Genomic DNA, 23,411 nt, shown 5'->3' on the forward strand with positions numbered 1-23,411 from the left:
ATAATTATAGCTTATTTCGATAAAATAGTAATTTCTAAGCTCTATTTTACTACAACAACTTACGGGATATTATAAGGTATAATAACAATAGAAGGGAAGAAGGAGGTTATACGAAATGAAATTAGATAAAATAGCTGCCTATTTCATGGACAATTCTTCTTTAGTGGCATTACAAATTGTTGAAGGTGTCCTTCATAGGATGAATTTAGTGATTTCCGAAGAAGAAAAGCAACAGGCTATTGTCATGTACATAAAATTTTTTCAGTATTTAGGGAAGTCAATTTTGGAGGATAAAGAGGATGTTCCTGAGGATCTTCTAGTATGGAGTAAACAAAACGCAGAACATCAAGTCACTTCAGGAGGGAAAATATCCGAGATTGCGGTTAGGTATCCGCCCACTAGAGCAGTCTTTGCTGATCTTATCACCAAACTAAGTGACGACTTTGCCATTTCATTAAAGGAATGGACAACTATTATTACAAAGTTTAATTCAATGCTTGATATAAGCTTAAACGAAACCATTTTAGCATTTGAAAAGCTTTCAGAAAAATACAAGGAAAAGACGAAGAAAGAATTGGCGGAACGGTCGGCGCCTGTCGTTTTGATTCAGGAGGCTGTTGCCGTGTTGCCATTAGTTGGTGAAATAGATTCTTATAGAGCAAGTTATATTGTAGAAAGGGTAGTTCCTTCTATCTCCGATCTGCAATTACAATATATTATTATTGACTATTCTGGCATTTTACATCTGAATCAAGAAATTGCAAGATACTTGAAAGAGATTGGAGATATTCTAGTTTTGTTAGGTATAGATGTTATTGTTACCGGGCTGCGTCCTGAACTAGCCATGACTGTTGTGAATAGTGGAATGGACATGTCTGCCTATAAAACATTTATCCATGTCAAGCGTGCGTTAGATTGGATTAATTCAAAAGCAGATTAGTACCCACATGATTACGATTACTTTTGCAACTCTAATCGCAGCAGTACTGTCCATTATCTCAAAAAAATAATCCACCCTTGAGTTGCCGGCTCAGCTGGATTACTCCTTCCTAGCCGGCAGCCCTTAGGCGAACCGTTATTCTAGCCCGGACATGTTGCTACAAGTCTGGTCTTTTTTAATTTATTCAAAATAAGTTCTATTTTACCTAATTTCTATACGGAAGTTAGGGATCAATTAGATCCAATTTAATAAACTCATCAGCCGTTTCTTCGGATTAGATTTTTGGTAAAGAAAAAAATGAGAAGAGTGGGTTTGAAAGAAGTAAATAGCAGAATTAGGAGTCTACAAGAAACTGTACCTTATTTTTAAAGCATGGAAAATGATTCAATAATAATAAGAAACTCGAGTGATCGATGTGATCCCGGTTCGTATTGCGTGGAGAATGCAATAAATGTGGACATGATGTAGCTAGGGTGATTGATCAGAGAGCATCATACCTATAATGACTTCTGGAGGAAAATAAAATGCCCCAATTAATATTTAAAGGAATTTCGGTCAATCAAGTGAAAAAAATCAGTACCCTGTTAGTAAAGGAACTAGCAGATCTTTGTGAATGTGAAACTGACAATTTCACGTTAGAAATTCCTCAATCAACATTTGTATTTAATGACAATGAAGTTCAGGGATTTCCATTTATTGAGGTGAAATGGTTTGAACGAGGCCAGGAATTACAAGATCAATTTGCCAAAATTATCACAAAGCACGTCCATTCAGTAAATATTACTGAAGTGGAAGTTGCCTTTAGTGTCTTTTTGGAGGCGGCCTATTATTTAAATGGAAAAAATTTCGCATAGGGCTAGGGTATTCTCTATTACATAGGCATTTAGGATTTGTTATAAGACTTATTTTTTCACCCCTTTTTAAGATAAATACAAAACAGGTATTAGACAAATACTGTTCCCTGAAAGAGATGGAAGGGTGGTGAAGTTTTTGAAGGTACAAAGGGCACATGAAATTTTAAATGCTTCCGCTATGATCAACGTTACGTATAAGGATGTACCTGTTTTCATTGAAAATGTGGACAGAGGTCAAGAAATGGCGGTCATTCATCCTGTTGGAGAACCGGACAATAAACAAAGTATTCCAGTATCAGAATTAATAGAGCAATAAAATCGATAAAATATAAAAAATGTAAAAGTACTCATTTGAGACACCGCGCTTTTTGGTGTCTTTTATTTTTGCTTTTTTGATGTGTCTAATCCTCTCATAGTAAATATTAGGTCTTTATTTTAAGTGGTTGAATAGGGGTGGTGTTACAGAGAGAACTAGATTTTTCAGATGAAAACCGGAATAGATTCTATGATTTGTTCGTAAATTTTAAAAAGTCAAATAACCCATAAAAGATGTTTACTCCCATTATCATTGAAAAAGGGGATTGAAAAATGAATCGAACGAATCTGCGTATCATTGATTTAAGTGTCCCGATGGACAACCAAGCCAAGGAGCCATTTCCTCCTGAAATCGTCTATGAAACACATGAACAGGGAGCCCAACAAGCGGCACAGGTTTTAGGCCTGAAACCAAGCGATTTTCCTGACAATGCAGCCTGGGCGGTCGAAACGGTTACGTTAACTTCTCATACCGGAACGCATGTAGACGCACCTTGGCACTATGCGGCACATACAGCGGGACAACCTTCCAGAACCATTGATGAACTCCCTCTTGAATGGTTCTATGGTCATGGAGTGCTATTTGATTTTAGCGATAAGCCCCCCGGATATGAAATTGAGGTAGAAGACTTTGAAAAACAACTAGAGGAAATAGAGTATCAACTACAGCCATTTGATATTATCCTGGTAAGAACAGATGCTGATAAAAAGTATTATCAGGACAATTATGCGGCTGTTCATGCAGGTGTTTCGGCGGAGGCGACAAGATGGCTGATTCACAAGGGAATTAAGGTGATGGGAACGGACGGTTGGGGATGGGATATTCCCTTGTATAAACAAGCAGAGGATTATAAGAGGAACCCACGTGAAGGTGTTCTTTGGGCCCCCGCATTATGTTGGAAAAGAAGCGGAGTATTGTCAAATTAAAAAACTAGCAAACTTAGAATTGCTTCCAAAAAGAACTGGTTATACTGTCGCGGTTTTTCCTATTAAAATCAAAGGTGCCAGTGCTGGTTGGGCTAGGCCTGTGGCGATTTTTGTGTAAAGATGTAAGGCGGGGAAAAAACCCTGCCTTTTCAATTAACTATGAAGTTCAATCCGTAATCACAATAACAGGCGGTATGGTATCATCAACCCTTTGTTTCGACACAACTTCTTTTCATTCCTCAAAACTTCTCATTTTTCATCAAAGGGAAATTTAGCTTCTCTAAGGAATTAAGAGTACGTATTTCATTTTTTAAGCGGGGAGTTGGTAGGGTGCAAAAGAGATGGAAAATGAGCTTAATGGGCGGAATGGCTTCAGCTTTAATATTATCGGCTGCTGCAACTAATTCCGTTCCAAACGTTCAAGCCAAAAAGGAGAATGCGTCTATTCAATTTAACTCTTCAGAATTCCTCCAACACAACTGAAAATGGTCATTTCTTATTAAGATTCCCTAATTAATCGGTCAGAATAAATTATAAATTAAGGAGGTGAAAAATGGACAAATCATTCTATAAAGAATTTGAATTAAGTGGAAGAGAAAATGAAAAATGGGAACGTGATAAATTAGTAATAGAACTTTTCGAAAAAGGTGTAGAAATTGAAGAGATAGCGAGAATTGCTGGCTTATCTGAAGAAAAAATGGATGAACTTTTTCCTAGACTTTATTTAACGATAGGAACAAATTTATGATTCCACCATTCAACTCGGTGATACTGAATGTTCGAACCCTTAATGATTATAATTACTTTTACAAGTCTAATCGTTGCAGTACTGTCATTTAAACAAAAATACTCCACCCTTGAGTTTAGGGCTCGAGTGGAGTATCACATCACATTAGCTGCTTCCCCTTAGAGGGAACCGTCTATTGCTGGATCGGAATGTTGCTGCATGTCTGGTATTTTTTAATTCATTCATTATTAGTTTAATATTTAACGGATTTCTATTCTATCCTAAAACTTTTCAAGGAGGTCTGTCTTAAAGAGATCAATGAGATTATTGTTTATCCAGACTAGGACCTGTAGTGAGGAGTAGGACTATCTTGTAACTCTATTTTAGAAAGCTCGAGTTTACAACAAGCGTTCATCATTCAAAATCATTTGAACCGATTTATAGTTTCTTAGAAGTGATTACAAGTTTACAAGGCGATAAATTTTAACTAGATTTCAAATGACTCGGTTCCTTGGGAGTTAAGGTTCCCAATACTTGATCATACTATAGGGAACACCGTCTAACGGAAGAATATTAATACTTTTTAAATTCATATTCTCGCTATCAGGAATGATTATGAATGTTTCTCAGTTCTTTTTGTTGACCTCTCCTCTAAATTTCTTATATACGAGATCACTTGCGATCTCTAAGGGAGAAGGTTCGATGGTCCCAACCATTTTGTAACTATATTTACCAATTTGATACTTACCTTCTAAAACCAAATATTTCATCTAGGTTCGTCCTTTCCTTTTTGATTCTTTACCCTTTTTCATCCTCAAACAACCTTCTCGCTTTATTTTCAAAGAACTCAGAGGAAAATGTTTTATGTGTTATACAAGGTTAATTGATTTCCATAAGAGTAATCTTCCGCAATTGGGCCATTTTGCTGAAATAACAACGAAAGGAATCGGTCCAATATGGAAATACTGCAATGGAATGCAATTTCTTATTAAATATTGAGCCGAGAAGAATTCTTTGAATACGATCTTTATGAAAAGAAAAACTTTTTGCGTTTTCATCAGATAGAATTTCTTCTATCCTTTTTACGAAAAAGTGTACTTACAGTAAACCTAAAAAGAATATTGAAACTAATAGATTAAAATAAGGGGGGAATAGGACCCACTTGATCAAAAAAGACGACTCAAAATTTAATTTTAGAATTTTAGAGTCGTCTTTTTCTATACACTATTTAGTTCCCACCGAAAAATCGAAAGATTTTCAGTGCCCTCTGGTTTTTGCCCGGTTTTTCTTTGTGCGTTCAGAAATTATGTTTTTGACAATCTGTAAAAAACAGCCATTCAAGCAGCCAATTTTTTGTAATTATTAAATAATTATTGTAATTGTTGATGTAATCGATTACTATACTGATGTAAGAGATATTAAGAATTTTTAAAGAAATAACATGAAAATCTGTTATTTTTTTTAATGAAAAATGTAATGGATTACATTGTGTTTAAGTCTCTTATCCTAACCAGGGTTTGGATTTCAATAAATGGAGGTGGTTACTTGAAATCAACCGAAGAAACACTGAAGGATTTAAAAAAAGATTTGCTTCGGATCGGTTCGACTAACCAAAGGGATTATGATTTGTTAAGGAGGAAAGGACAAGTGCTTAGCACAACCATTTGCCGGAGGTTAAAACAAAGTTGGCCTGAAGTTGTTGAAAAGACTGGTGTAAAGTTTTAGATGAGCTAGTTTTTCGTATTTAAGAAGGAATCGGAGGAAATCCTCCGTGTAAAAAAAGGAGTGTAAAAAATAACAATAAGGGGGTTTTTAAATTATGGCTGGTAAAAAACATTTAGGAGATGATTACTCCTTATCAAGGGTTCCGAAATCAGACAGGCAGTCACTCTGGAGTATCACGATTGTCCGGGTTGGTTCGCTCGCAACAATTTCTCAGTTTTTATTAGGTGCTTCATTAGGTTATGGAATGACCTTTTGGCAGGCGTTTTGGGCAACGATGTTTGGAAGTGTAATTTTAGAGGTTATTAGTCTTCTTTTAGGGTTTGCCGGTGCCAAGGAAGGTCTTTCAACGAGTTTATTATCACGCTGGGCAGGCTTTGGGCGCTATGGATCGAGTATTATCGGTGCGATTATTGCAATCTGTTGTATAGGCTGGTTTGGCGTCCAGAACTCCGTTTTTGCCAATGGTCTCGTTCAGGCAACGCATGGTGCCTTTACTCTTCCTGTAGCTGCAACGCTAACAGGTTTAGTGGTAACCACTTTGGTAATATTTGGATTTAGATTATTGAGTACAACTGCTACGATTGCCGTTCCAGCTTTTTTATTGGCTGTTGGTGTCGGAATTTTTCAACTATTAAGCAAACATTCAATTGTTGACTTAATGGGAAGCGCTCCTGCCGGGAAGCCGTTAACAATGGGAGTTGCAGCAACAATGGTTGCTGGCGGATTTATTATTGGCGCCGTCATTACGCCGGACTTTAGCCGTTTTGCAAGAAGTGGAAAAGATGTATTCTGGATGACGATGATTGGAACAATCTTGGGTGAGCTTGGCATCAACATGATCGCGGTGTTAATGGCCCTTGCTGCCAAAACAAGTGATGTTGCCAGCATTATGATGCAAACATCCGGCTGGCTTGGAGCTCTGGTGGTTGTTGCATCTACCGTTAAAATTAACAATTTGAACTTGTATTCATCATCGCTGGGTTTTACGACAATCTTTGACTCGGTCTTTTCTATCAAACTCAATCGCGGAATCGTTACGCTTGTAATAGGTGTCATTGGAACGGCCCTTTCTGTTCTTGGCATTCTTGACAAATTTGTCAGCTTTCTTGTTTTCTTGGGCATTCTGATTCCGCCGGTTGCGGGTATTATGGTTATCGATTATTTTGTATTAAAATCGCATCGAAAAGTATTGGATGAAACTAGAACAAAAGGAACATTGCCACCGGATGCGGAAAAACTAAGCCCTGTTACTTTAATTGCCTGGGCAGCAGGATTTGCAGCAGGTTATTTTGTGAAGGCCGGCATTCCGTCAATCAATTCGCTTTTAGTAAGTGCAGTCGTTTATTATGTTGGGATGCTTATGACGAGGTCCGCGAAAAGCAATGTAAAAGATAAAGCTGCCTAATGAATTTTTTGAATATTGGAGGTATTAAGACTATGAGAAAAATAGGAAAGCAGGAAATTGAAGATATTGCAGTTGGAGCAGCCTTGCTCGGAACAGGTGGGGGCGGGGACCCCTACATTGGAAAGCTTATGGCGCTGCAAGCCATTGAAGAATTTGGGGAAGTTACCCTATTAGATGCAGATGAAATACCGGATGATGTTCTCGTCGTGCCGTCCTCGATGATGGGGGCGCCGACGGTTATGGTTGAAAAGGCACCAAGCGGTGCGGAAGCGATTGCTGCCTTTCAAGGTCTGGAAGCCTATTTAGGGAAAAAAGTATATGCGACATTTCCAATTGAAGCTGGCGGAGTGAACTCGATGATGCCGTTTGCGCTTGCGGCACGCTTAGGGCTGCCGGTTGTCGATGTGGACGGAATGGGCCGGGCGTTTCCGGAATTGCAGATGGTTACCTTTTACTTAGACGGGATCTCTGCGACACCGGGGGTACTCGCCGATGAAAAAGGAAACACCGCTGTGTTGAACACAGTCGATAATGTATGGACAGAGCGGATTGCTCGGGCCGCGACGATTCAGATGGGCGGTTCGATCATGTGTGCGATTTATCCGATGACCGGCAAGAATTTAAAGGAAAGCGGCGTAAGAAACATTTTAAAGCTGGAAGAAGAAATTGGGAAGTCGATTCGGCTTGCGAAACAGAACAATGTAAATCCAATAAATCAAGTTCTGAAGAAGGTTGGCGGGTTCGAATTGTTCCAAGGAAAAGTCAGTGATATCAATCGGAAAACCGAAACAGGCTTTGCCAAAGGAATTGCGACAATCGAGGGACTTAATGAATACAAAGGAGAAACACTTCAACTCCGTTTTCAAAATGAACATTTAATTGCTCAGACTGACAAGCGTCTGCTTTGTGTCACTCCGGATTTAATTGCAGTGCTTGATGCGGAGACAGGTCTTCCTGTGACGACAGAAGGAATCCGCTATGGTGCCAGATGCGTTGTCATCGGCATTCCTTGTGATCCAAAATGGAGAACAGAAAAAGGTATTGCGGCGGTAGGTCCGAGATATTTTGGCTATGATGTCGATTATGTTCCGGTAGAAGAGCTTGTGAAAAAAGGAGTGTTAGCATAATGGGAATTTATCGAATTGGAATTGATGTGGGCGGTACACATACAGATGCCGTTTTATTAGATGAAAAGAATCAGGTGCTCGCGGAAACGAAGTCGCCAACAACGGAAGATGTGGCGACAGGCATTTATACGGCCATGCACAAAATCATTCACGAAGCCAATGTTCCCCGCGAGCAAATTAAATATGCCATGCTTGGAACAACCCATTGCACCAATGCGATCGTCGAAAGAAAAAGATTGAACAATGTGGCGGTGGTCCGGATCGGTGCACCGGCAACCTTAGCTGTAAAACCACTCATCGGTGTCCCTGAGGATCTTCGTGAAGTCCTCGGAAAATATGTCTACTTTGTTCGCGGCGGCCATGAATTTGATGGCCGGGAAATTGTTTCATTAGATGAGGAAGATTTGTACCGGATCGCCGAAGAAATAAAAGGAAAAGTCGATTCGATTGCGATTACTTCCGTGTTCTCTCCTGTATCGAAGTCCCATGAGGAGCGTGCCAGTGAGATTTTTAAGGAAGTGTTAGGCGAAAATGTGGCTATTTCGTTATCTTCTGAAATCGGCTCTGTCGGGTTATTGGAAAGAGAAAATGCCACCATTCTCAATGCCTCGGTTGTTAATGTGGCAAAGATTGCCGCCGATGGATTTAAGAACGCCTTGAAAAATGAAGGGATTCACCATGCGAGAATCTTTTTTGGACAAAATGACGGGACGTTAATGTCTGTCGAATATGCAGTGAAATACCCGATCTACACGGTTGCCTGCGGCCCGACCAATTCCTTGCGCGGGGCATCCTACTTAACCCAGTTGTCCGATGCCATTGTGGTGGATGTCGGCGGGACGACATCAGATGTGGGTGTATTGGTTCAATCTTTCCCGAGGGAATCTTCTCTGGCAGTTGAAATTGGCGGAGCACGGACAAACTTCCGCATGCCTGACCTTGTTTCGATTGGACTAGGCGGCGGTACGATTGTCAGAATCCAAGAAAATGGAGAATTCACGGTAGGACCAGACAGCGTAGGCTACCGCCTTCCAGAAAAGAGTTTGATTTTCTGCGGTGACACGTTAACGACCACAGATGTGGCAGTTGCGCTTGGCAAAGTGGAGCTTGGTGATCCATCAAAAGTCACTCATCTTGATAAGGACCTATTAAATAAGGTCTATGCGAAGATGGTTGAAATGGTGGAGGAAGCGATTGACAAAATGAAAACAAGCGCTGCACCGGTACCAGTTATCCTTGTTGGCGGCGGAAGCATACTATTGCCGGAAACATTGAACGGAGCTTCAGAGGTTATTCGTCCAGAGCATTCAGGTGTGGCCAATGCGATTGGGGCAGCTATTTCCCAAGTCAGCGGACAAGTAGAAAAGATCTTTGTTTTAGACGAAATCGGAAGAGAAAAAGCCCTTGAACTCGCAAAGACTCAGGCTATGGAAGAGGCAATTAATGCTGGTGCAGACAAGGACCATCTAGACATTGTAGACATCGAGGACGTTCCGCTTGCCTACCTGCCAGGAAACGCTACTAGAATCCGCGTCAAAGCAGCGGGGGCACTGGCGCAGATTCTTGAAGAAGTATCGATTTAAATATTTAGTGACACGATGTACCTGCCATCACTTAAAAGATAAGTAAAATGATAAAAATGACGGTATTAAAAGAGCCTATTCCATAATAAGGAAAGGCTCTCAAATTTGGAGAAACTATTATCAAGAATTAATAAATAAAACATATGAGCGATTAAACTTAGAAAGAAGGTTTAATTTACGTTCATACGAACGTCAAGGTAAAGGTGAATTAGGTACTGTACATTTAGATCATATAGCAGCTGGAATCGAATTACTTTTTAAAACATGGAAATCCTTCTTTGAAATCGATTATTGTAATGAGATTAAAAAAGAGCGATTAGAATGTCATCTCTATGGTCAATTAATTGCCATCCTCCTTTGTTCTTCCACCATGTTTCAAATGCGGCAGCTATTACTTACCAAGAAAAAACAAGAACACTGTGAATATAAAACCATTTAAATCATCAAAGATTATTTTGTATTACTGTTTCAATCGATACAAAAAAGCACCCAAGAGCTATCAAATGTCCTGCTTCGCATGTTTAACCTCCAACAGAAAAACGGGCGAAAATAAAGCCCCCTTGATCACATCCAGATGGGGTACCTCCAGTTGTGGAGGTTTCCACATAATTTACCTGAAATTTTCACATTATTTACAACTTTATTAATTTTCGTTTTATTGGCATAATAAACCTATTATAATTTCAGAAAGGTGGTTGAAAAATATGAGAGGGAAATTTAATGATTATACAATTAAGGAAGCCTTATTTTTTAGTCAAAGAATAATGCAATTAAGCAAAGCACTCTGGAAAGCAATTGAGAAGGATTGGGAGCAATGGATAAAGCCTTATGATCTTAACATTAATGAACACCATATTTTATGGATTACCTATTATTTAAAAGACGCTTCCGTTTCAGAGATTGCCAAACTCGGAGTCATGCACGTTTCAACTGCCTTTAATTTCTCAAAAAAGTTAGAGAAACGAGGATATTTACATTTTTCCAAAAGGGAAAATGATATGAGAAACTCATATATTCAATTAACGGAAAAAGGGGAAGAATTATTTTTAAAGATTTTCAAAGATTATGATCCATTACAAAATCAAGTATTTAAAGGAGCCTTACCATTACACCATTTATACGGGAAATTTCCTGATTTCATTGAAATGATGACCATTGTTCGAGGCATATATGGGGATGAATATATGGAAAATTTAGAGTACTCTTTTGATTGTATTGAATAAAATTCGCTTCAAAAAGACGGAATAATCAAAAAAATGGCAAGTAAGTCATAGGTTTAAAAAGCGCTTAGTCATGGTTTGTAAACAGTCTTGGAGGATTAAACAGTAGAAACTAAGGAAAGGTTAAAGGAATTATCAGACTATATTTCTGCATTGACAGTTACTATATGAATGTTTGACAGAAGAAAATTCAGAGCACAAGAAAGTGTATATTAAAGTGAAGCTAAATGCATTAAGAGATATTAGAAAAAAACTAAATAAGTTAGATAAAAAATGATTCATCTTATGAATATTTTATGCAATAGAAGAGAAGATACTTCTTCCATAATCGGGCGCGTTTATGGAAGATTATAAGCCTAATTCCTCGATAAAAACATGGAGGGATTAGCCTTTTTCATATTTCAAAATCATTGAATTGATCCTATTGGTAAATCCGTTGGGCAGCAAGTGGTACATTTCACGGCAACTACTGGTGAAAAACATGGCAGAGGTGGTACATTTTATTGGCTGTAATCAGAATTAGAGAGTCTACAGGAATTGTAGGCTTTTTTAACTCTCAAAAAATTCGAAAGGGGCAACTTTATATTCTTTATATGAGGAAATATAAATATAATAAAAACCATAGGTCAACGACTGTTGCTATATTCTTACAATTACTTCAAAGAAAATAGGTGGATGGAGTATGTCAACCTTAACAGGATTTCTCCCCAGCTCATCCGGTTTTAAATTTGGAAACAACTTTCCACATGTTCCATTAAGGAAAATAAAAGTTTTGGGTCAGCAGATTCCTATCGGTGATGCATCGTATGGTCTTTGTGGCGGGATGATTTATGCGGTCATGGATTACTTTGAAGCAAAAATGCAGATTCCGTCCAATACGACAGCACCTTCCTCTGGCCCATTGTTCGAATATATCGTTAATCGGCAGATTGAAAGCTTTCATTTGCCTTTAGGTCTTATGAAATATATGGTTTTGATGAATCCTTTCCTCACGGATCACGAAACAAAGGTTAGTCATAGAGGAGTTGCACCGCACGGAAGGGCATGGAGAATGATCAAAGAAGAATGGCCGAGAATAAAAAATGATCTCGATACTGGAAAGCTCTCACCGCTTGGTTTAGTCCGTGTCAAATCCCTGAATCCTTTTGAAATAAGAAGAAATCATCAAGTTCTTGCCTATGGGTATGACTTGAATGAAAACCATCTGTCCATTCATATATATGATCCTAATTTTCCAAATGATGATCATGCATCTCTATCCCTAAATATTGAAAAGCCTGAGTCCACAACAAGCGTTTTACATTCAAAATCATCTGATCCGATTTATAGTTTCTTTAGGACGGATTACAAGTTTAAAAGGCCGGTAGTTTTGAACTAGTTGGCAAGCGGCACGCTTATTTCTGTGGACTATGGAGCCTGCTGCAGATTAATTAGGCCATACTCATTAAGGTAAGTAAAGAAAATTAGCGATGCTTATAGAAGCATCGCTAATTTTCTTTCTATTAATACTGCATTTGTGGGATTTTCACCTAGTTAGTCTGGAAGTACTAGGGACGGTGAATTTTGTTGAAGAGGCAGTGGAATCAGGGATTGAAAGCATTATTATTAAAACCAGACGCAATAAAAAATCGATTTAAGATCATTTTGATAAATCAGTTCATATGAGCCATTTGCTGTACTGCTAGGTGATAATATTATGATTTGAGAAAAACCTGCTTTAAAACAAATGATCGATACTTGTCATCAGACGAAACAATCCGTGGTTGGTGTGAAAAAAGTGGTTATGGAGGATGTTTCAAAAAATGGTGTTATTGACCCGGGCAGCAAATTTGATCATCATTTGGCCAAAAGCATTGGTGATTTGCGGTTTGAAATGTGACAGGGATGTAAGCGCAATCATTAATATACTCCATCGAGCAATAGAATTATTATGATAAAATTTTTGGGGCTAGTAACTTGCCTTCGTGGAGAGGACGGCAATAGCCGACTCAATGAAACGAGAAGCTCTCCAATTCATTGGAGAGAGGTTAACAGAGTATTTAAGTGTTTTAAATTAAAAGTAACGGGAGTCTGACCCCCATTACTTTTTTCAAGTTTTACATTTTTTAATAGTTTTTTTGTAGTATTTTATCTAATTCACGGACTTTATCATAGGAATTTAGTAATTTTTCTGGTACCAAGGTTCTGCCATAATCCCAGGCATTGGATTCTATTTTGGCTAGAAGTTGTGCTTTTTTTTCATCCCCGAAATACTTTAAAACCCTTAAATCATGTTTGTTGTTCTTAAAAGCTAAATAATATCCGAGCTGATGATAGAGAATAAGTTTTACACAGTCTGCATCTGTCTCTTTAATCTTAAAGTTAATATTAGCTATGTATCCATTAATTTGTAAATAGTTAAACTTAATCGTGGTATTTGATACGTTAAAACTCATAGGTGAGGGTATGTTATTGTTAAATTCATAATCAACAGTTAATTTGTGTTCCTGCAATGTATTTTCAATTATTTTCTCAATATCTCTTATATAAAGCATCTTATCGATCACGACCTTTCAAAATCTTTTCCTTTTTATTTTTCAGAAATGATAGTGGAAAGTAAATCCTACTATTTTCCTTTATACTTTTTTCCTAGCACGTATGAGCTGATATACTTAAAAAACTGAAAAAGGCTTGCCTGTTATTTTTATAAAAGATTTTTTATTATAATTCTTAAGATTATTCAAAATTAACTATTGAATAAACACTACGATATTCTTATTATTTATGTTTTTATCGTGAATGTTGATTCTATGCGGTTTTCATTAGAAGAGGATAAGGAGGGGGAAGTGGGACTAATATAAGTAGGTATAAGCAGGCCGAAGGAATATCTGTGCTTGTCCTATTCAAGGGTACCTGAGTTTACAAGGTATCTTGATCAAGAATTACTGGAGAAACAGGAAGAAGACAGGAATTGAAAAGATAAAATAGCAGAATTGGTCTACAGGAAATGGTTTGAACTCTCAAAAGCTTCGAAAGATAAGTGGACAGTCCACAGCAAACCAAATTATCTTTCCGGTCGTGAAAAGCTAAGATTTATGGGATTTTGTTATTAATAGACTAATGACATGATTGGGGTTAGCTAATTTTTATCGTCAATAGATGGGAATATGCATAAAATAAATCCCATTAGTGAAAGACTGTTGCTATATTTTTACGATGATTTTACATAAAGTAGGGGGAAGTCAATATGTCGACCTTAACAAGGTTTCTGCCAAGCTTATTCGCTTTTAAATTTGGAAACAGCTTTCCACATGTTCCATTAAAGAAAATAAAAGTTTTGGGTCAGCAGATTCCTATCGGTGATGCATCGTATGGTCTTTGTGGCGGAATGATTTATGCGGTCATGGATTACTTTGAAGCCAAAATGACGATTCCGTCCAATCCGACAGCTCCTTCCTCTGGTCCATTGTTGGAATATATCGTAAATCGCCAAATTGAAAGCTTTCACTTGCCCTTAGGTCTTATGAAATATATGGTTTTGATGAATCCTTTCCTCCCGGATCACGAATCAAAGGCTAGTATTATAGGAGCTGCACCTCACGGAAGGGCATGGAGAATGATGAAACAGGAATGGCCGAGAATAAAAAAGGATCTTGATACCGGAAAGCTTTCCCCGCTTGGTTTAGTCAGAGTGAAGTCCCTTAATCCATTTGAGATAAGAAAAAATCATCAAGTTCTTGCCTATGGGTATGACTTAAATGAAAACAATCTGTCCATTCATATCTATGATCCTAATTTTCCGAACGATGATCTTGTAACTCTATCCTTAAATATTGGAAAGCCTGAGTACACAACAAGCGTTTTTCATTCAAAATCATCTGATCCGATTTATAGTTTCTTTAGGACGGATTACAAGTTTAAAAGGCCGGTAGACTTTAATTAGATATTTTCTCTCAGGTCCATTCACTCAACAAATGGTAATTTGCTTTTTCCAAGGTAATGGAAATCTATCACTCTAAAAACCATCTCCGGTTATACCTTCAATATCATTTTTAAAATAGGTAATAATCCCCCTACATTTGAGTTACACTTGGGATCATAAAAAAGCTTGCTGCCTTTACTTTTACGATCTACTTCTTCAAATGAAATCAGACTGCGTTTCCCTTGAAAACTTTTTATTATTTTAAAATCTTTACTTTGGAGAACAGCGTATGTTTCATTATGCAATGGGAGGATAGTTCAATAACAAATTATGATAAATGGCTCTTGTTACATGATCCAGCGTATTATAGGTTTAAAACAACTTCTTCGTGACAATTTTATATTTGCTTTATTTATGTAGTTTAATTTAATGGGAGAGTTACTTATGAAGATTTATAACGCTAAAATTAACTTTAAAGTTAAAGAAACAGATGAAAAAAATCATTCTATATCATCAGCTCGGTTATTATTTAGAATTCAGGAAAAATACACGAGTTTTAAAGCTTCTCATATATGGTAAAGAAGATGAAAAGAAACACCTTTTAGCAGAAGTCGAAGAGAATGCTTGGGAATATGGAAGAACACTGTACCTGAATCTCTATTAAAATCATATGATCAGGTTCGAGAATTGGATAAGGTTATGTTGAAATTCTGAAAAGATCAATGGGTCTGTTCTACCGTTTCTACTCTAATCGTTACTTTTATAGTAAAAAATACAAAGGAAAGTGGTTGAAAGATGTACGTTACAGGATATATTACTCAAGAAGAAGAAGCAGTGCTCCCTTTTTTCAACAGCCATGATGAAGCTCTCAAATGGTTTAAGAATAAATACCGTAAAAACTTCATATTAACCGGTACTGAAATTATCGATGAACAGAATTGTCATATTTATTATTTGATTTTAGATTGGGAATTATATGAAGCCGGTCAGAATGAATTAATGACAAAAGGTATTATCACAGATGCCATTAAGTACATGGGCAGTTATCAAGAGATTCAAGTCTTTGATGATGGAAGTATTCATATCGCACATTAAACAAATCCCCTGCTTTAATGAGTAGGGGGTTTGTTATATTGGTTTTTTTTGCAAAATATCATTATCGTAAAATTTTTGTTTAAAAATGATTGTCCTACGCCTTTTAGCATGGTTGGCTTATCGATACCCTCTACAACAGATACTGTTTTATCTAGTTAGTAGTCCTGGCAATCATAATAGGTACCCAATTACATACAAATAGAATGGAATCAGTATGTTTCATTTAAAAAAATGGAGGAATTATCTATGTCGATACCTACAATTTTAATACCAGGTATTCAAGGTACCAAGCTTCTCAATACAAACACACTAGATTTCGATACCATTTGGTCAATGATTCAGAATAGGTATGAAACGATCTATGACCTCCTTTTAAAGCAAGACAGCCGTTTTGAGGTCAATCCTAAGTCGATCATCGAACGGGGGGATGTTGAGGATGTTGCCTATCGGGAAATCGTTCACGTACTTGAACGAAAAACCAAGCAGCCAGTTTATATTTTTGGGTATGATTGGAGGCAATCCTCACTTGATACAGCCAAACGTTTAGCTAATTTTGTTGAATATCTTAAGGAGAAACTTTCTGTAAAAAAGTTTAATTTTATCGCCCATAGCATGGGGGGAATGGTGCTAAGCAGCTATTTGAAAACATTTCAAGGAAATTATGATTCAATTGAACATGTCATATTTGCTGTAACTCCTTTTAGCGGTTCAATCCAAGCTCTCATTTCTTTAACGATGGGTGAGGGAGGAATTCGCTATCCGATGTTTAATTCGAGTGATGAGTTCCGAAAAATTGCCCGTACGTTCCCTTCTGTTTTTGAGTTGTGTCCTACCTATCAAAATGCGGTCATATTTGAAGATGGGGCTAATTTTAATATTTTTAACCCTGATCATTGGCAATCCAACATCGGCGATGATGACTGGGGGATGTTCTTGAATCGAATCAGTCACATGAAAGCCTTTTATGACCGTCAAAATCCAACCATGATTAATTTAAGGGAACTTCCACTTGAGGTGAGGAACAGGTTCCTTATTCTAATGGGAATGGGAGTAAAAACAAAGAATAAAGTCATTGTTCAACCGGTAAGTCCTGATGGAAGGGTGAAGAATTTTTTTAACTTTGATTCAATAGATTCCGAAGGTGATGGTGATGGGGTTGTACCGTTTGAAAGCGCCTCTATTTATAAAAATGACATTTTGACACTTGGTATCAAGAAGAAATGGACTGATTTTTCCTTTCATGCTCTCTTCTTGAATGATGGTAGAGTTCAATCAACCATTACCCGTTTTTTATTGAATCAAACGTCCGAACATTTCAATGGATCACCATGGTGGACAGTTGTTGATGACTCAGTCACCCTGATTCCAATTGAATAATAAGCATGTCGCTGTTGAACCTGATACAAACTGTCCCGTCAGCTGCTTTCACCAGCGTTAGAGATCATCACAAACGATGAGCTACGTGAAGGGGTGAATTTCATGAGAAATCTAGAGAAATATGCGGAGGAGAAAGGTGAAACCGTAGATTATCATTTTGGTGATGTGAACTTAAAGGTTTTACGGGTAAGGGGGTCTAAAGTTGGCCCCTTATTTTTTCTGAAAAAATAGGAAATTAAAAGTTTCCTGTAAATTCAACCATTGTGGATAAATAACCTCTATATTTCCACCGCTACGAATTGTATAGGGCGATGGATTATGATGATCAAATTTAGTCATTTAAGCCGTTTTCATTTTCGTTTAACTGGCCATAATGATAAAAAGATTGATCGATGTTGGTTCTACCGCATGATTAGAAGGCCAACAACCAGGAGAAAAAACAATGTATGAAATAACCGTAAGACTCCCAACTAAGAAGATTGACAGAATTATTACTCATTTATACCAAAAAGGCTACTATCAAACCTTTTACGAGGTTCCATTAGATGTAGTGACCGATGCCAACGGCTATGCCTTTGTTGAGAAGCGTAATGAAACAACAGAACTTAATATCTATATAAATAATTATATCGAAGCAAAGGAACGACGTAATTTATTAGAATTATTAGCGATTGACGAATCTAGTCTGGTGGTTAAGGAAGTTAATGAATTGAATTACCAGCAAACGTTTGATGATATTTTCCTTGAGAATGGCTGGGTCATCACGACACCGGATAGAAGGAATCATTACCACAAAGATAAGCGGATTGTACTTGACTCCCAAGGGAATTTTGGTACAGGCTATCATGAAACCACAAAAGATTGTTTGTACTTCATATTAAAACATGATTTTTCAGGCTTGAGTGTGGCGGATATCGGAGCCGGTTCAGGAGTCTTAAGTGTTGCTGCAGCCCTTAAGAGGGCAAAATCTATCGATACATATGATATCCAACCGGTCGAGCGAGAAATACTGTATCAGTGTGAATTAAATTGTGTCAAGCCGGTGAATGTGTTTCAAAGTGATCTAATCAAGAATAAAAATCGAATCAACAATGAATATGATATGATTTTTCTTAATATCGGAACGCAGGAAAATATTGATATCCTAAAGGCCCAAAGACTCTTAGATTGTAAAGACACTACATTTATATTATCAGGCATGCTTGAATGGAATTACCATCGGGTAGAGACTTTATTTAAAGATGCAGGATTTCTTTTGAAGGAAAAGAAACAAAGTAACGAATGGGTGACATGCGTTTTTAAGACCAAATAAATTGGTAATTTATAGGTAAAACATAATCTAAAAAGCAAGAAAGGATCCAGTATGTTTTACTGAATCCTTTATTAATGTATGAACACAGTTACCATTCATTCATATTATTGGGTTTTTCGTAAATCCAAATATTGCACTGTCTTTCCATCACGATCAATCTGTACAATTAATTGGTCCTTGTTAAATTTATAAATGATTTGTTCACATTTGGCACTTTCATAGCAGGTAACGATCTTTACTTCATTTGGGTTTCCATACAGCTTGAGGATTTGGCTTTTCTCAGTGGGAACGGAAGCTGTTTTCAAAAATTCGGGGTACACTTGTAATTGTTCAATGGAATCATTTGCTGCATTGAATGTTACACGAACACCAGCACCATCATTTTTATAATAAAGAGACCTGGTATTCTTATCGTCCTCAGTTTTCGATGGCTGCCCGAATTTTTGAACAATCTGTTTGTAGGAAGATCCTACAGTGATTCCATTAATATGAAGAGGCTTCTCTGTTAAAAGGAAAGCATCTTTTATCCCGTTATTCTTTAGCTTCGTTTTCATTTTCTCCGCTTTCGATTTACTCGAAAAAGCCCCGGCCTGAACACGGTATAAGCTTTTACCATTTATGACTTTCTTCACAACGACCGCTTCAATCCCTTTCTTTTTCAAGAAAGTGACACGTTTATCTGCATTCGCTTTCTTGCTAAAAGAACCAGCGACGACAACATACAATGGTTTGGTTTGTTCCAAATCTGGAATCATTAATTCTTGACCAGCAATGATCTTGCTGCTTGTTAACTGGTTGTATTCCTTTAAATCTTCAACGGAAATATTGTATTTTTTCGAAATGCTATATAATGTATCTCCTTTCTTTATCTTAATATAAATATCCTCAGCAGCTGCCTTCCCATTGCCGAAATAAAATACCGACCCCATTAAAACAGTGCAAAGTCCAACCTGTAGGAACCGTTTAAATCTATTCATTTATTATCACCTCATATATTTTGACGAGGTAATTACAAATTCGATTCTGATAAATAAGCCCATTTTTGTTAGGAAAACAAAAATAGGCACATGACATCCTTTTTAAAATGGAATCAACAAGGATATAGCGGTGGCTTTTTTGATGCAGTTTGTCATTTGATCATGTTTTTTTCTTAACCTTAAGTTAGAGTGATTAAAAATATAAAATTAATGTAAATTTGGAACTTTTTGGTTCATTATTCGTATATAATGTTAGGTATGTGTTTAAAGGTTCTATAAAGATATCATTTTTTAAAGAAAGAGGAGGAACGTATGGGGGTAAATACCTTAGAAGTACAATCGTTAACGAAGGTCATCGGCAAGAAGAAGATCGTAGATGATGTCAGCTTCAGTGTAAAAAAAGGGGAAATCTTTGGCCTTTTGGGTCCTAATGGAGCAGGGAAAACAACCATTATCCGTATGATTGTCAGCTTGATTAAGCGGACCGATGGAGAGGTTCGTGTTAATGGCCATAACCTCGATGGACAATTTAAAGAGACAATGAGTGAAATTGGAGCAATTGTTGAAAATCCGGAATTTTATAAGTATATGAGTGGCTACAAGAATTTAAAGCATTATGCGAATATGGCCATTAAAGAAGTTTCAGATGAGCGGATTATGGAAGTTGCTAGGTTAGTAAAATTAGAAGATGCCATTTACCAAAAGGTTAAGACCTATTCGCTTGGAATGAGGCAAAGGCTGGGAGTGGCCCAGGCGTTATTACATAACCCGTCACTGCTTATTCTCGATGAGCCTACAAATGGATTGGATCCTCAAGGAATTAGAGAATTTAGAGATTACTTACATGCCCTTGCACAGGAAGGTATTTCAGTTCTGGTATCCTCCCATCTTTTAGCAGAAATGCAGCAGATGTGTGATCGTTTTGCCATAATTGAAAAAGGTAAACTAATACATATTTCTTCCATGAAAGAAACGATGGAGGAAGACGAAAAGACGGAAGTCATTTTTGAGGTAAGCAGCAGCCAAAAAGCTGTTGATGTGCTGAAAGGACAATTTGAAGATATCGATTTCAAGGTTCTTGCAGACGACCAATTCTCAGCCCATGTAGAGAAAACTACGATTAGTACCATTAATAAGCTGTTAATCTCAAAGGATATAGATGTCTATGGCATCAGCAGGGTAACCGTTTCGCTCGAAGACCGCTTTTTGGAGATAACGAACAAAGAGGTAAAGGAGCATGGAGGTGTAATGCAATGATTGCCTTAATACGAAATGAACTTATGAAATTGTTTCAAAAAAAATCGAGCTGGATTTATCTAATCATCCTCGTACTCGCAGTCATTGTTGCGGGGATTATCTACAATAAAGTATCAGGTGAACCCGATCCGAACTGGCAGGAGGGTATGAAGGCTCAAATTGTTGAGTTGCAGCAGAATGCAAAAACGGCATCAGCTCAAGAAAAACAGTTTATTATGAATGAAATTGAACAAAAGCAAAAATATCTGGATGAAAACATTAATCCAAATGCTATTAGTAACTGGCATTTTATGAATAATGTTGTATTCAGCATGACGACTTTGGTGACATTATTGGCGGTGATTGTATGCAGTGCCAGTGTGTCCTCTGAATTTGCAGATGGAACGATTAAGCAGCTGTTAATCAGACCGCATCAGAGATGGGCTATCCTCCTGTCCAAATATTTATCATTAATGATCTATTCGCTTATTCTTGTAGCGACACTTATTACTGCTGGATATCTTGTTGGTTTGATTACGTTTGGTAATGGGGACTTTACAGCCAAAATCTTTGAGATGGCGATAGACGGGCAGAAGGAAGCAGAAGTCGGCCCGCAGTTCTTCCTTAAGATTGCCTACTACCTTCCGAGTTTGTTGGTTATAACGGCCATTGCCTTTATGCTCTCTACTTTATTTAAAAGTCAGGCATTGGCGGTGGGAATTGGAATCTTTGTCCTGTTTATCTCTTCCACCTTGGGCGGATTAATTGTGCTTCTTGCAGAAAAATACGAATGGGCAAAGTATTTAATTTTTCCGCATCTCGATTTAACCATTTATGCGTTGCAGGATAAGATTTTGGGGGACATTACTCTACCGATATCACTGGCTATTCTGGCCGTGTATTATGCCATTTTTATGATCCTGACTTTCGTGTTTTTCCAAAGGCGGGATATTAGTATATAAGAAAAAAGGCTGGAGAAAACATTTGATCGTAGCCGTACTGTTATTTAAACAAAAATAATCCACCCTTAAGTTTAGATTTCGGGTGGATTATTAGCACAATAGCCGATCCCCTTTGAGGAAACGTCTATTGCTGGACCGGACATGTTACTGCATGGTCGGTTTTTTTAATTTATTCAATAATTTGATTTATTATAATCTATACCTTTACTATCTCCAAATTTTTAAAAGGTTTAAATCTGCTTTATTTTAAAAGGTGTAGAATTCTTTCCCAAGAACAAATTATAGGTTACATTTAATTTATGAAACTAACTTTTTAGATAAAAAAAGAAATAGTATTTAGGTTTGAATTGGATGGTGAATGCATATGAACGAAACAAAAAAGCTGCAAGAAATGGATTTGTATAAACCAATTCAGACTTTTTTTGTAAAGGAAGGTTATGAGGTATACGGTGAGGTAAAAGATTGTGATATCGTTGCTGTTAAAGATGAGGAGCTAGTTGTCATTGAATTGAAGCTTACATTAAGCGTTGATTTGCTCATACAGGCTGCCAAACGACAGCGTATAACGGATCAAGTATATATTGCCATCCCAAAACCTAAGTATCGTTTAAATTCAAGACGGTGGGCTGAAAAATGCCATTTAATTAGAAGGCTGGAGTTGGGGTTAATTGTGGTTTCGAATCCATTGAAACGAGCAAAGACAGAAGTAGTCTTTCATCCATCACCGTTTGATCGTCGTAAAAGTAGGGGGCAAAGCAAATTAAAGAGAGAAGCTGTATTGAAGGAAATCAGTGGTCGAAGTGCGGATTTTAATGTTGGTGGAAGCAATCGGACTAAAATCATGACAGCTTATAAGGAAAATTGTATTCAAATAGCTTGTTACTTGAGCCATTTTGGGCCGTTATCCCCGAAAAAATTAATTCAGTTGGGAACCGGAGACAAAACTTCTTCTATTTTAGTTAAAAACTATTATGGCTGGTTTGAAAGAATCAAGCGAGGCACTTATTGTTTAACTGAGAAGGGCCAAGAAGAAATAAAGGAATTTCCTGATCTTTTGAATTTTTACTTAAATAGTGTTAGCAAGCAAGATGGCAATCCCGATTGAGGATGTTGTTCTTTATTAGGTTGGTACTCATTGCATATAGATTACAACGGCGAAAAATGGACGGGAGAAAAAAGATTTTCGATTGTCTACAACAAGACACAATAAAGTTCAATCCCCACTCGTGAAAAGATTCTAGCATTTTTAAAATCAATGAAAAAGTAGGCATGCAAGAGATTAATATCTGAAATATCGAAAATCCGGATCAAAAAAAGTTGGTGTTGGGGAACACGATTCGTTCGTTCCCCCCAGATCTTAGAACGAATTACAAGTTTACAAGGCTGGTAGATTTTGTGTAAAGGAGGCTAAAGCATTTTATTTAGGGTAATCCTTTCCCCGGTTCCCAATACTTGATCATACTATAGGGAACACCATCTAATGGTTGGATATTACTACTATTTACATTCATATTTTGGCTGTCAGGAATGATGATGTATATTTCTCCGTTCTTTTTGTTCATCACTCTTCTATATATCTTATAAAAGAGAGCACTCGCAATCTCCAAGGAAGAAGCCTCGATTTTTCCCACCACATTGTACTTATATTTCCCAATATGACTCTTACCTTTCAAAATCATATATTTCATAAAATTTCGTCCTTTCCTTTTTGATTCTTTACCCTTTTTT

At 37.2% G+C, this 23,411-nt stretch carries 24 protein-coding genes and 2 pseudogenes; 22 read left to right on the forward strand and 4 right to left on the reverse strand.

Annotation, left to right across the window (positions count from 1 at the left end):
- The first annotated feature begins 115 nt into the window (after positions 1–115).
- From AAHB15_RS17045 to AAHB15_RS17070, 6 genes and pseudogenes are all read left to right on the forward strand, one after another.
- Positions 116–940 (forward strand): STAS domain-containing protein, encoded by an 825-nt coding sequence (locus AAHB15_RS17045; protein ID WP_342042884.1) that lies wholly within the window; start codon positions 116–118, stop codon positions 938–940.
- Positions 941–1,464: 524 nt separating this feature from the next.
- Positions 1,465–1,794, forward strand: a complete 330-nt coding sequence (locus tag AAHB15_RS17050; RefSeq protein ID WP_098533599.1) for a DUF1904 family protein — start codon at positions 1,465–1,467, stop codon at positions 1,792–1,794.
- Between the two features lie 136 nt (positions 1,795–1,930).
- Positions 1,931–2,110: an H-type small acid-soluble spore protein gene (locus AAHB15_RS17055; RefSeq protein ID WP_098533597.1), complete on the forward strand. Its 180-nt coding sequence runs from the start codon at positions 1,931–1,933 to the stop codon at positions 2,108–2,110.
- Between the two features lie 272 nt (positions 2,111–2,382).
- A pseudogene (locus AAHB15_RS17060) lies at positions 2,383–3,154 on the forward strand (cyclase family protein).
- 212 nt (positions 3,155–3,366) lie between these two features.
- Complete coding sequence (locus AAHB15_RS17065; protein WP_335571834.1) at positions 3,367–3,519, forward strand: hypothetical protein; 153 nt, start codon at positions 3,367–3,369, stop codon at positions 3,517–3,519.
- A gap of 70 nt (positions 3,520–3,589) precedes the next feature.
- A complete protein-coding gene (locus AAHB15_RS17070; RefSeq protein ID WP_335571835.1) occupies positions 3,590–3,784 on the forward strand; it encodes a hypothetical protein in 195 nt (64 codons plus the stop codon).
- Between the two features lie 605 nt (positions 3,785–4,389).
- Here the strand turns inward: AAHB15_RS17070 and AAHB15_RS17075 are convergent.
- Positions 4,390–4,533 carry a hypothetical protein gene (locus AAHB15_RS17075; RefSeq protein WP_335571836.1) on the reverse strand — a complete coding sequence of 48 codons (144 nt, stop codon included), beginning with the start codon at positions 4,531–4,533 and terminating at the stop codon, positions 4,390–4,392.
- 775 nt (positions 4,534–5,308) lie between these two features.
- On the opposite strand from AAHB15_RS17075, the gene AAHB15_RS17080 reads away from it, so the two are divergent.
- From AAHB15_RS17080 to AAHB15_RS30230, 8 genes and pseudogenes are all read left to right on the forward strand, one after another.
- The gene (locus AAHB15_RS17080; RefSeq protein WP_144567037.1) at positions 5,309–5,488 is read left to right on the forward strand and encodes a hypothetical protein; all 180 of its coding nucleotides are present in this window, start codon (positions 5,309–5,311) and stop codon (positions 5,486–5,488) included.
- Positions 5,489–5,582: 94 nt separating this feature from the next.
- Complete coding sequence (locus AAHB15_RS17085) at positions 5,583–6,893, forward strand: purine-cytosine permease family protein (protein WP_342042885.1); 1,311 nt, start codon at positions 5,583–5,585, stop codon at positions 6,891–6,893.
- A gap of 32 nt (positions 6,894–6,925) precedes the next feature.
- A complete protein-coding gene (locus AAHB15_RS17090; protein WP_335575317.1) occupies positions 6,926–8,020 on the forward strand; it encodes a DUF917 domain-containing protein in 1,095 nt (364 codons plus the stop codon).
- Positions 8,020–9,603 (forward strand): hydantoinase/oxoprolinase family protein, encoded by a 1,584-nt coding sequence (locus AAHB15_RS17095; protein ID WP_342042886.1) that lies wholly within the window; start codon positions 8,020–8,022, stop codon positions 9,601–9,603. Before AAHB15_RS17090 ends, AAHB15_RS17095 begins: the two co-directional genes overlap by 1 nt.
- A 244-nt stretch (positions 9,604–9,847) precedes the next feature.
- A pseudogene (locus AAHB15_RS17100) lies at positions 9,848–10,153 on the forward strand (IS4 family transposase); the annotation flags it as partial.
- Positions 10,154–10,307: 154 nt separating this feature from the next.
- The gene (locus AAHB15_RS17105; protein ID WP_342042887.1) at positions 10,308–10,826 is read left to right on the forward strand and encodes an HTH-type transcriptional regulator Hpr; all 519 of its coding nucleotides are present in this window, start codon (positions 10,308–10,310) and stop codon (positions 10,824–10,826) included.
- A gap of 679 nt (positions 10,827–11,505) precedes the next feature.
- Positions 11,506–12,201, forward strand: a complete 696-nt coding sequence (locus tag AAHB15_RS17110; RefSeq protein ID WP_342042888.1) for a hypothetical protein — start codon at positions 11,506–11,508, stop codon at positions 12,199–12,201.
- Positions 12,202–12,549: 348 nt separating this feature from the next.
- Positions 12,550–12,702: a hypothetical protein gene (locus AAHB15_RS30230; protein ID WP_446715876.1), complete on the forward strand. Its 153-nt coding sequence runs from the start codon at positions 12,550–12,552 to the stop codon at positions 12,700–12,702.
- Positions 12,703–12,928: 226 nt separating this feature from the next.
- Here the strand turns inward: AAHB15_RS30230 and AAHB15_RS17120 are convergent, their stop codons facing one another.
- The gene (locus AAHB15_RS17120; protein WP_335575866.1) at positions 12,929–13,369 is read right to left on the reverse strand and encodes a hypothetical protein; all 441 of its coding nucleotides are present in this window, start codon (positions 13,367–13,369) and stop codon (positions 12,929–12,931) included.
- A gap of 680 nt (positions 13,370–14,049) precedes the next feature.
- On the opposite strand from AAHB15_RS17120, the gene AAHB15_RS17125 reads away from it, so the two are divergent.
- The 5 genes from AAHB15_RS17125 (at position 14,050) to AAHB15_RS17145 (ending at position 18,508) form a co-directional block, all read left to right on the forward strand.
- Entirely contained in the window at positions 14,050–14,745 is a 696-nt protein-coding gene (locus AAHB15_RS17125; RefSeq protein WP_342042889.1) for a hypothetical protein, read from the forward strand.
- 774 nt (positions 14,746–15,519) lie between these two features.
- Positions 15,520–15,819: a hypothetical protein gene (locus tag AAHB15_RS17130; RefSeq protein WP_342042890.1), complete on the forward strand. Its 300-nt coding sequence runs from the start codon at positions 15,520–15,522 to the stop codon at positions 15,817–15,819.
- Between the two features lie 246 nt (positions 15,820–16,065).
- Positions 16,066–17,196 (forward strand): alpha/beta fold hydrolase, encoded by a 1,131-nt coding sequence (locus AAHB15_RS17135; RefSeq protein ID WP_342042891.1) that lies wholly within the window; start codon positions 16,066–16,068, stop codon positions 17,194–17,196.
- A gap of 102 nt (positions 17,197–17,298) precedes the next feature.
- Positions 17,299–17,427, forward strand: a complete 129-nt coding sequence (locus AAHB15_RS17140; RefSeq protein WP_342042892.1) for a hypothetical protein — start codon at positions 17,299–17,301, stop codon at positions 17,425–17,427.
- 211 nt (positions 17,428–17,638) lie between these two features.
- The gene (locus AAHB15_RS17145; RefSeq protein ID WP_342042893.1) at positions 17,639–18,508 is read left to right on the forward strand and encodes a 50S ribosomal protein L11 methyltransferase; all 870 of its coding nucleotides are present in this window, start codon (positions 17,639–17,641) and stop codon (positions 18,506–18,508) included.
- Positions 18,509–18,612: 104 nt separating this feature from the next.
- Here the strand turns inward: AAHB15_RS17145 and AAHB15_RS17150 are convergent, their stop codons facing one another.
- On the reverse strand, positions 18,613–19,485 hold the full coding sequence (locus tag AAHB15_RS17150) for a LysM peptidoglycan-binding domain-containing protein (protein ID WP_342042894.1): 873 nt from the start codon (positions 19,483–19,485) through the stop codon (positions 18,613–18,615).
- A 312-nt stretch (positions 19,486–19,797) separates the two neighbouring features.
- Between AAHB15_RS17150 and AAHB15_RS17155 the strand changes: the two genes are divergently transcribed.
- The 3 genes from AAHB15_RS17155 (at position 19,798) to AAHB15_RS17165 (ending at position 22,788) form a co-directional block, all read left to right on the forward strand.
- Entirely contained in the window at positions 19,798–20,742 is a 945-nt protein-coding gene (locus AAHB15_RS17155; RefSeq protein WP_335571844.1) for an ABC transporter ATP-binding protein, read from the forward strand.
- Positions 20,739–21,683, forward strand: coding sequence for an ABC transporter permease (locus tag AAHB15_RS17160; RefSeq protein WP_342042895.1), 945 nt, complete (start codon positions 20,739–20,741; stop codon positions 21,681–21,683). The genes AAHB15_RS17155 and AAHB15_RS17160 overlap by 4 nt, the downstream gene beginning before the upstream one ends.
- 364 nt (positions 21,684–22,047) lie before the next feature.
- Positions 22,048–22,788, forward strand: a complete 741-nt coding sequence (locus AAHB15_RS17165; protein ID WP_335571846.1) for a DUF2161 domain-containing phosphodiesterase — start codon at positions 22,048–22,050, stop codon at positions 22,786–22,788.
- 316 nt (positions 22,789–23,104) lie between these two features.
- Here the strand turns inward: AAHB15_RS17165 and AAHB15_RS17170 are convergent, their stop codons facing one another.
- Complete coding sequence (locus AAHB15_RS17170; RefSeq protein WP_335571847.1) at positions 23,105–23,371, reverse strand: hypothetical protein; 267 nt, start codon at positions 23,369–23,371, stop codon at positions 23,105–23,107.
- Positions 23,372–23,411 lie beyond the last annotated feature (40 nt).

The sequence above is a fragment of the Bacillus sp. OTU2372 genome, assembly GCF_038440275.1.
Lineage (GTDB): Bacteria > Bacillota > Bacilli > Bacillales > Cytobacillaceae > Neobacillus > Neobacillus bataviensis_B.

Excerpts from the sequence above, each read along its gene's own strand:
- AAHB15_RS17045 (WP_342042884.1), top strand. The coding sequence starts at position 116 with ATGAAATTAGATAAAATAGCTGCCTATTTCATGGACAATTCTTCTTTA.
- AAHB15_RS17050 (WP_098533599.1), top strand. The coding sequence starts at position 1,465 with ATGCCCCAATTAATATTTAAAGGAATTTCGGTCAATCAAGTGAAAAAA.
- AAHB15_RS17070 (WP_335571835.1), top strand. The coding sequence starts at position 3,590 with ATGGACAAATCATTCTATAAAGAATTTGAATTAAGTGGAAGAGAAAAT.
- AAHB15_RS17075 (WP_335571836.1), bottom strand. The coding sequence starts at position 4,533 with ATGAAATATTTGGTTTTAGAAGGTAAGTATCAAATTGGTAAATATAGT.
- AAHB15_RS17085 (WP_342042885.1), top strand. The coding sequence starts at position 5,583 with ATGGCTGGTAAAAAACATTTAGGAGATGATTACTCCTTATCAAGGGTT.
- AAHB15_RS17090 (WP_335575317.1), top strand. The coding sequence starts at position 6,926 with ATGAGAAAAATAGGAAAGCAGGAAATTGAAGATATTGCAGTTGGAGCA.
- AAHB15_RS17095 (WP_342042886.1), top strand. The coding sequence starts at position 8,020 with ATGGGAATTTATCGAATTGGAATTGATGTGGGCGGTACACATACAGAT.
- AAHB15_RS17105 (WP_342042887.1), top strand. The coding sequence starts at position 10,308 with ATGAGAGGGAAATTTAATGATTATACAATTAAGGAAGCCTTATTTTTT.
- AAHB15_RS17110 (WP_342042888.1), top strand. The coding sequence starts at position 11,506 with ATGTCAACCTTAACAGGATTTCTCCCCAGCTCATCCGGTTTTAAATTT.
- AAHB15_RS30230 (WP_446715876.1), top strand. The coding sequence starts at position 12,550 with ATGATCGATACTTGTCATCAGACGAAACAATCCGTGGTTGGTGTGAAA.
- AAHB15_RS17125 (WP_342042889.1), top strand. The coding sequence starts at position 14,050 with ATGTCGACCTTAACAAGGTTTCTGCCAAGCTTATTCGCTTTTAAATTT.
- AAHB15_RS17130 (WP_342042890.1), top strand. The coding sequence starts at position 15,520 with ATGTACGTTACAGGATATATTACTCAAGAAGAAGAAGCAGTGCTCCCT.
- AAHB15_RS17135 (WP_342042891.1), top strand. The coding sequence starts at position 16,066 with ATGTCGATACCTACAATTTTAATACCAGGTATTCAAGGTACCAAGCTT.
- AAHB15_RS17140 (WP_342042892.1), top strand. The coding sequence starts at position 17,299 with ATGAGAAATCTAGAGAAATATGCGGAGGAGAAAGGTGAAACCGTAGAT.
- AAHB15_RS17145 (WP_342042893.1), top strand. The coding sequence starts at position 17,639 with ATGTATGAAATAACCGTAAGACTCCCAACTAAGAAGATTGACAGAATT.
- AAHB15_RS17150 (WP_342042894.1), bottom strand. The coding sequence starts at position 19,485 with ATGAATAGATTTAAACGGTTCCTACAGGTTGGACTTTGCACTGTTTTA.
- AAHB15_RS17155 (WP_335571844.1), top strand. The coding sequence starts at position 19,798 with ATGGGGGTAAATACCTTAGAAGTACAATCGTTAACGAAGGTCATCGGC.
- AAHB15_RS17160 (WP_342042895.1), top strand. The coding sequence starts at position 20,739 with ATGATTGCCTTAATACGAAATGAACTTATGAAATTGTTTCAAAAAAAA.
- AAHB15_RS17165 (WP_335571846.1), top strand. The coding sequence starts at position 22,048 with ATGAACGAAACAAAAAAGCTGCAAGAAATGGATTTGTATAAACCAATT.
- AAHB15_RS17170 (WP_335571847.1), bottom strand. The coding sequence starts at position 23,371 with ATGAAATATATGATTTTGAAAGGTAAGAGTCATATTGGGAAATATAAG.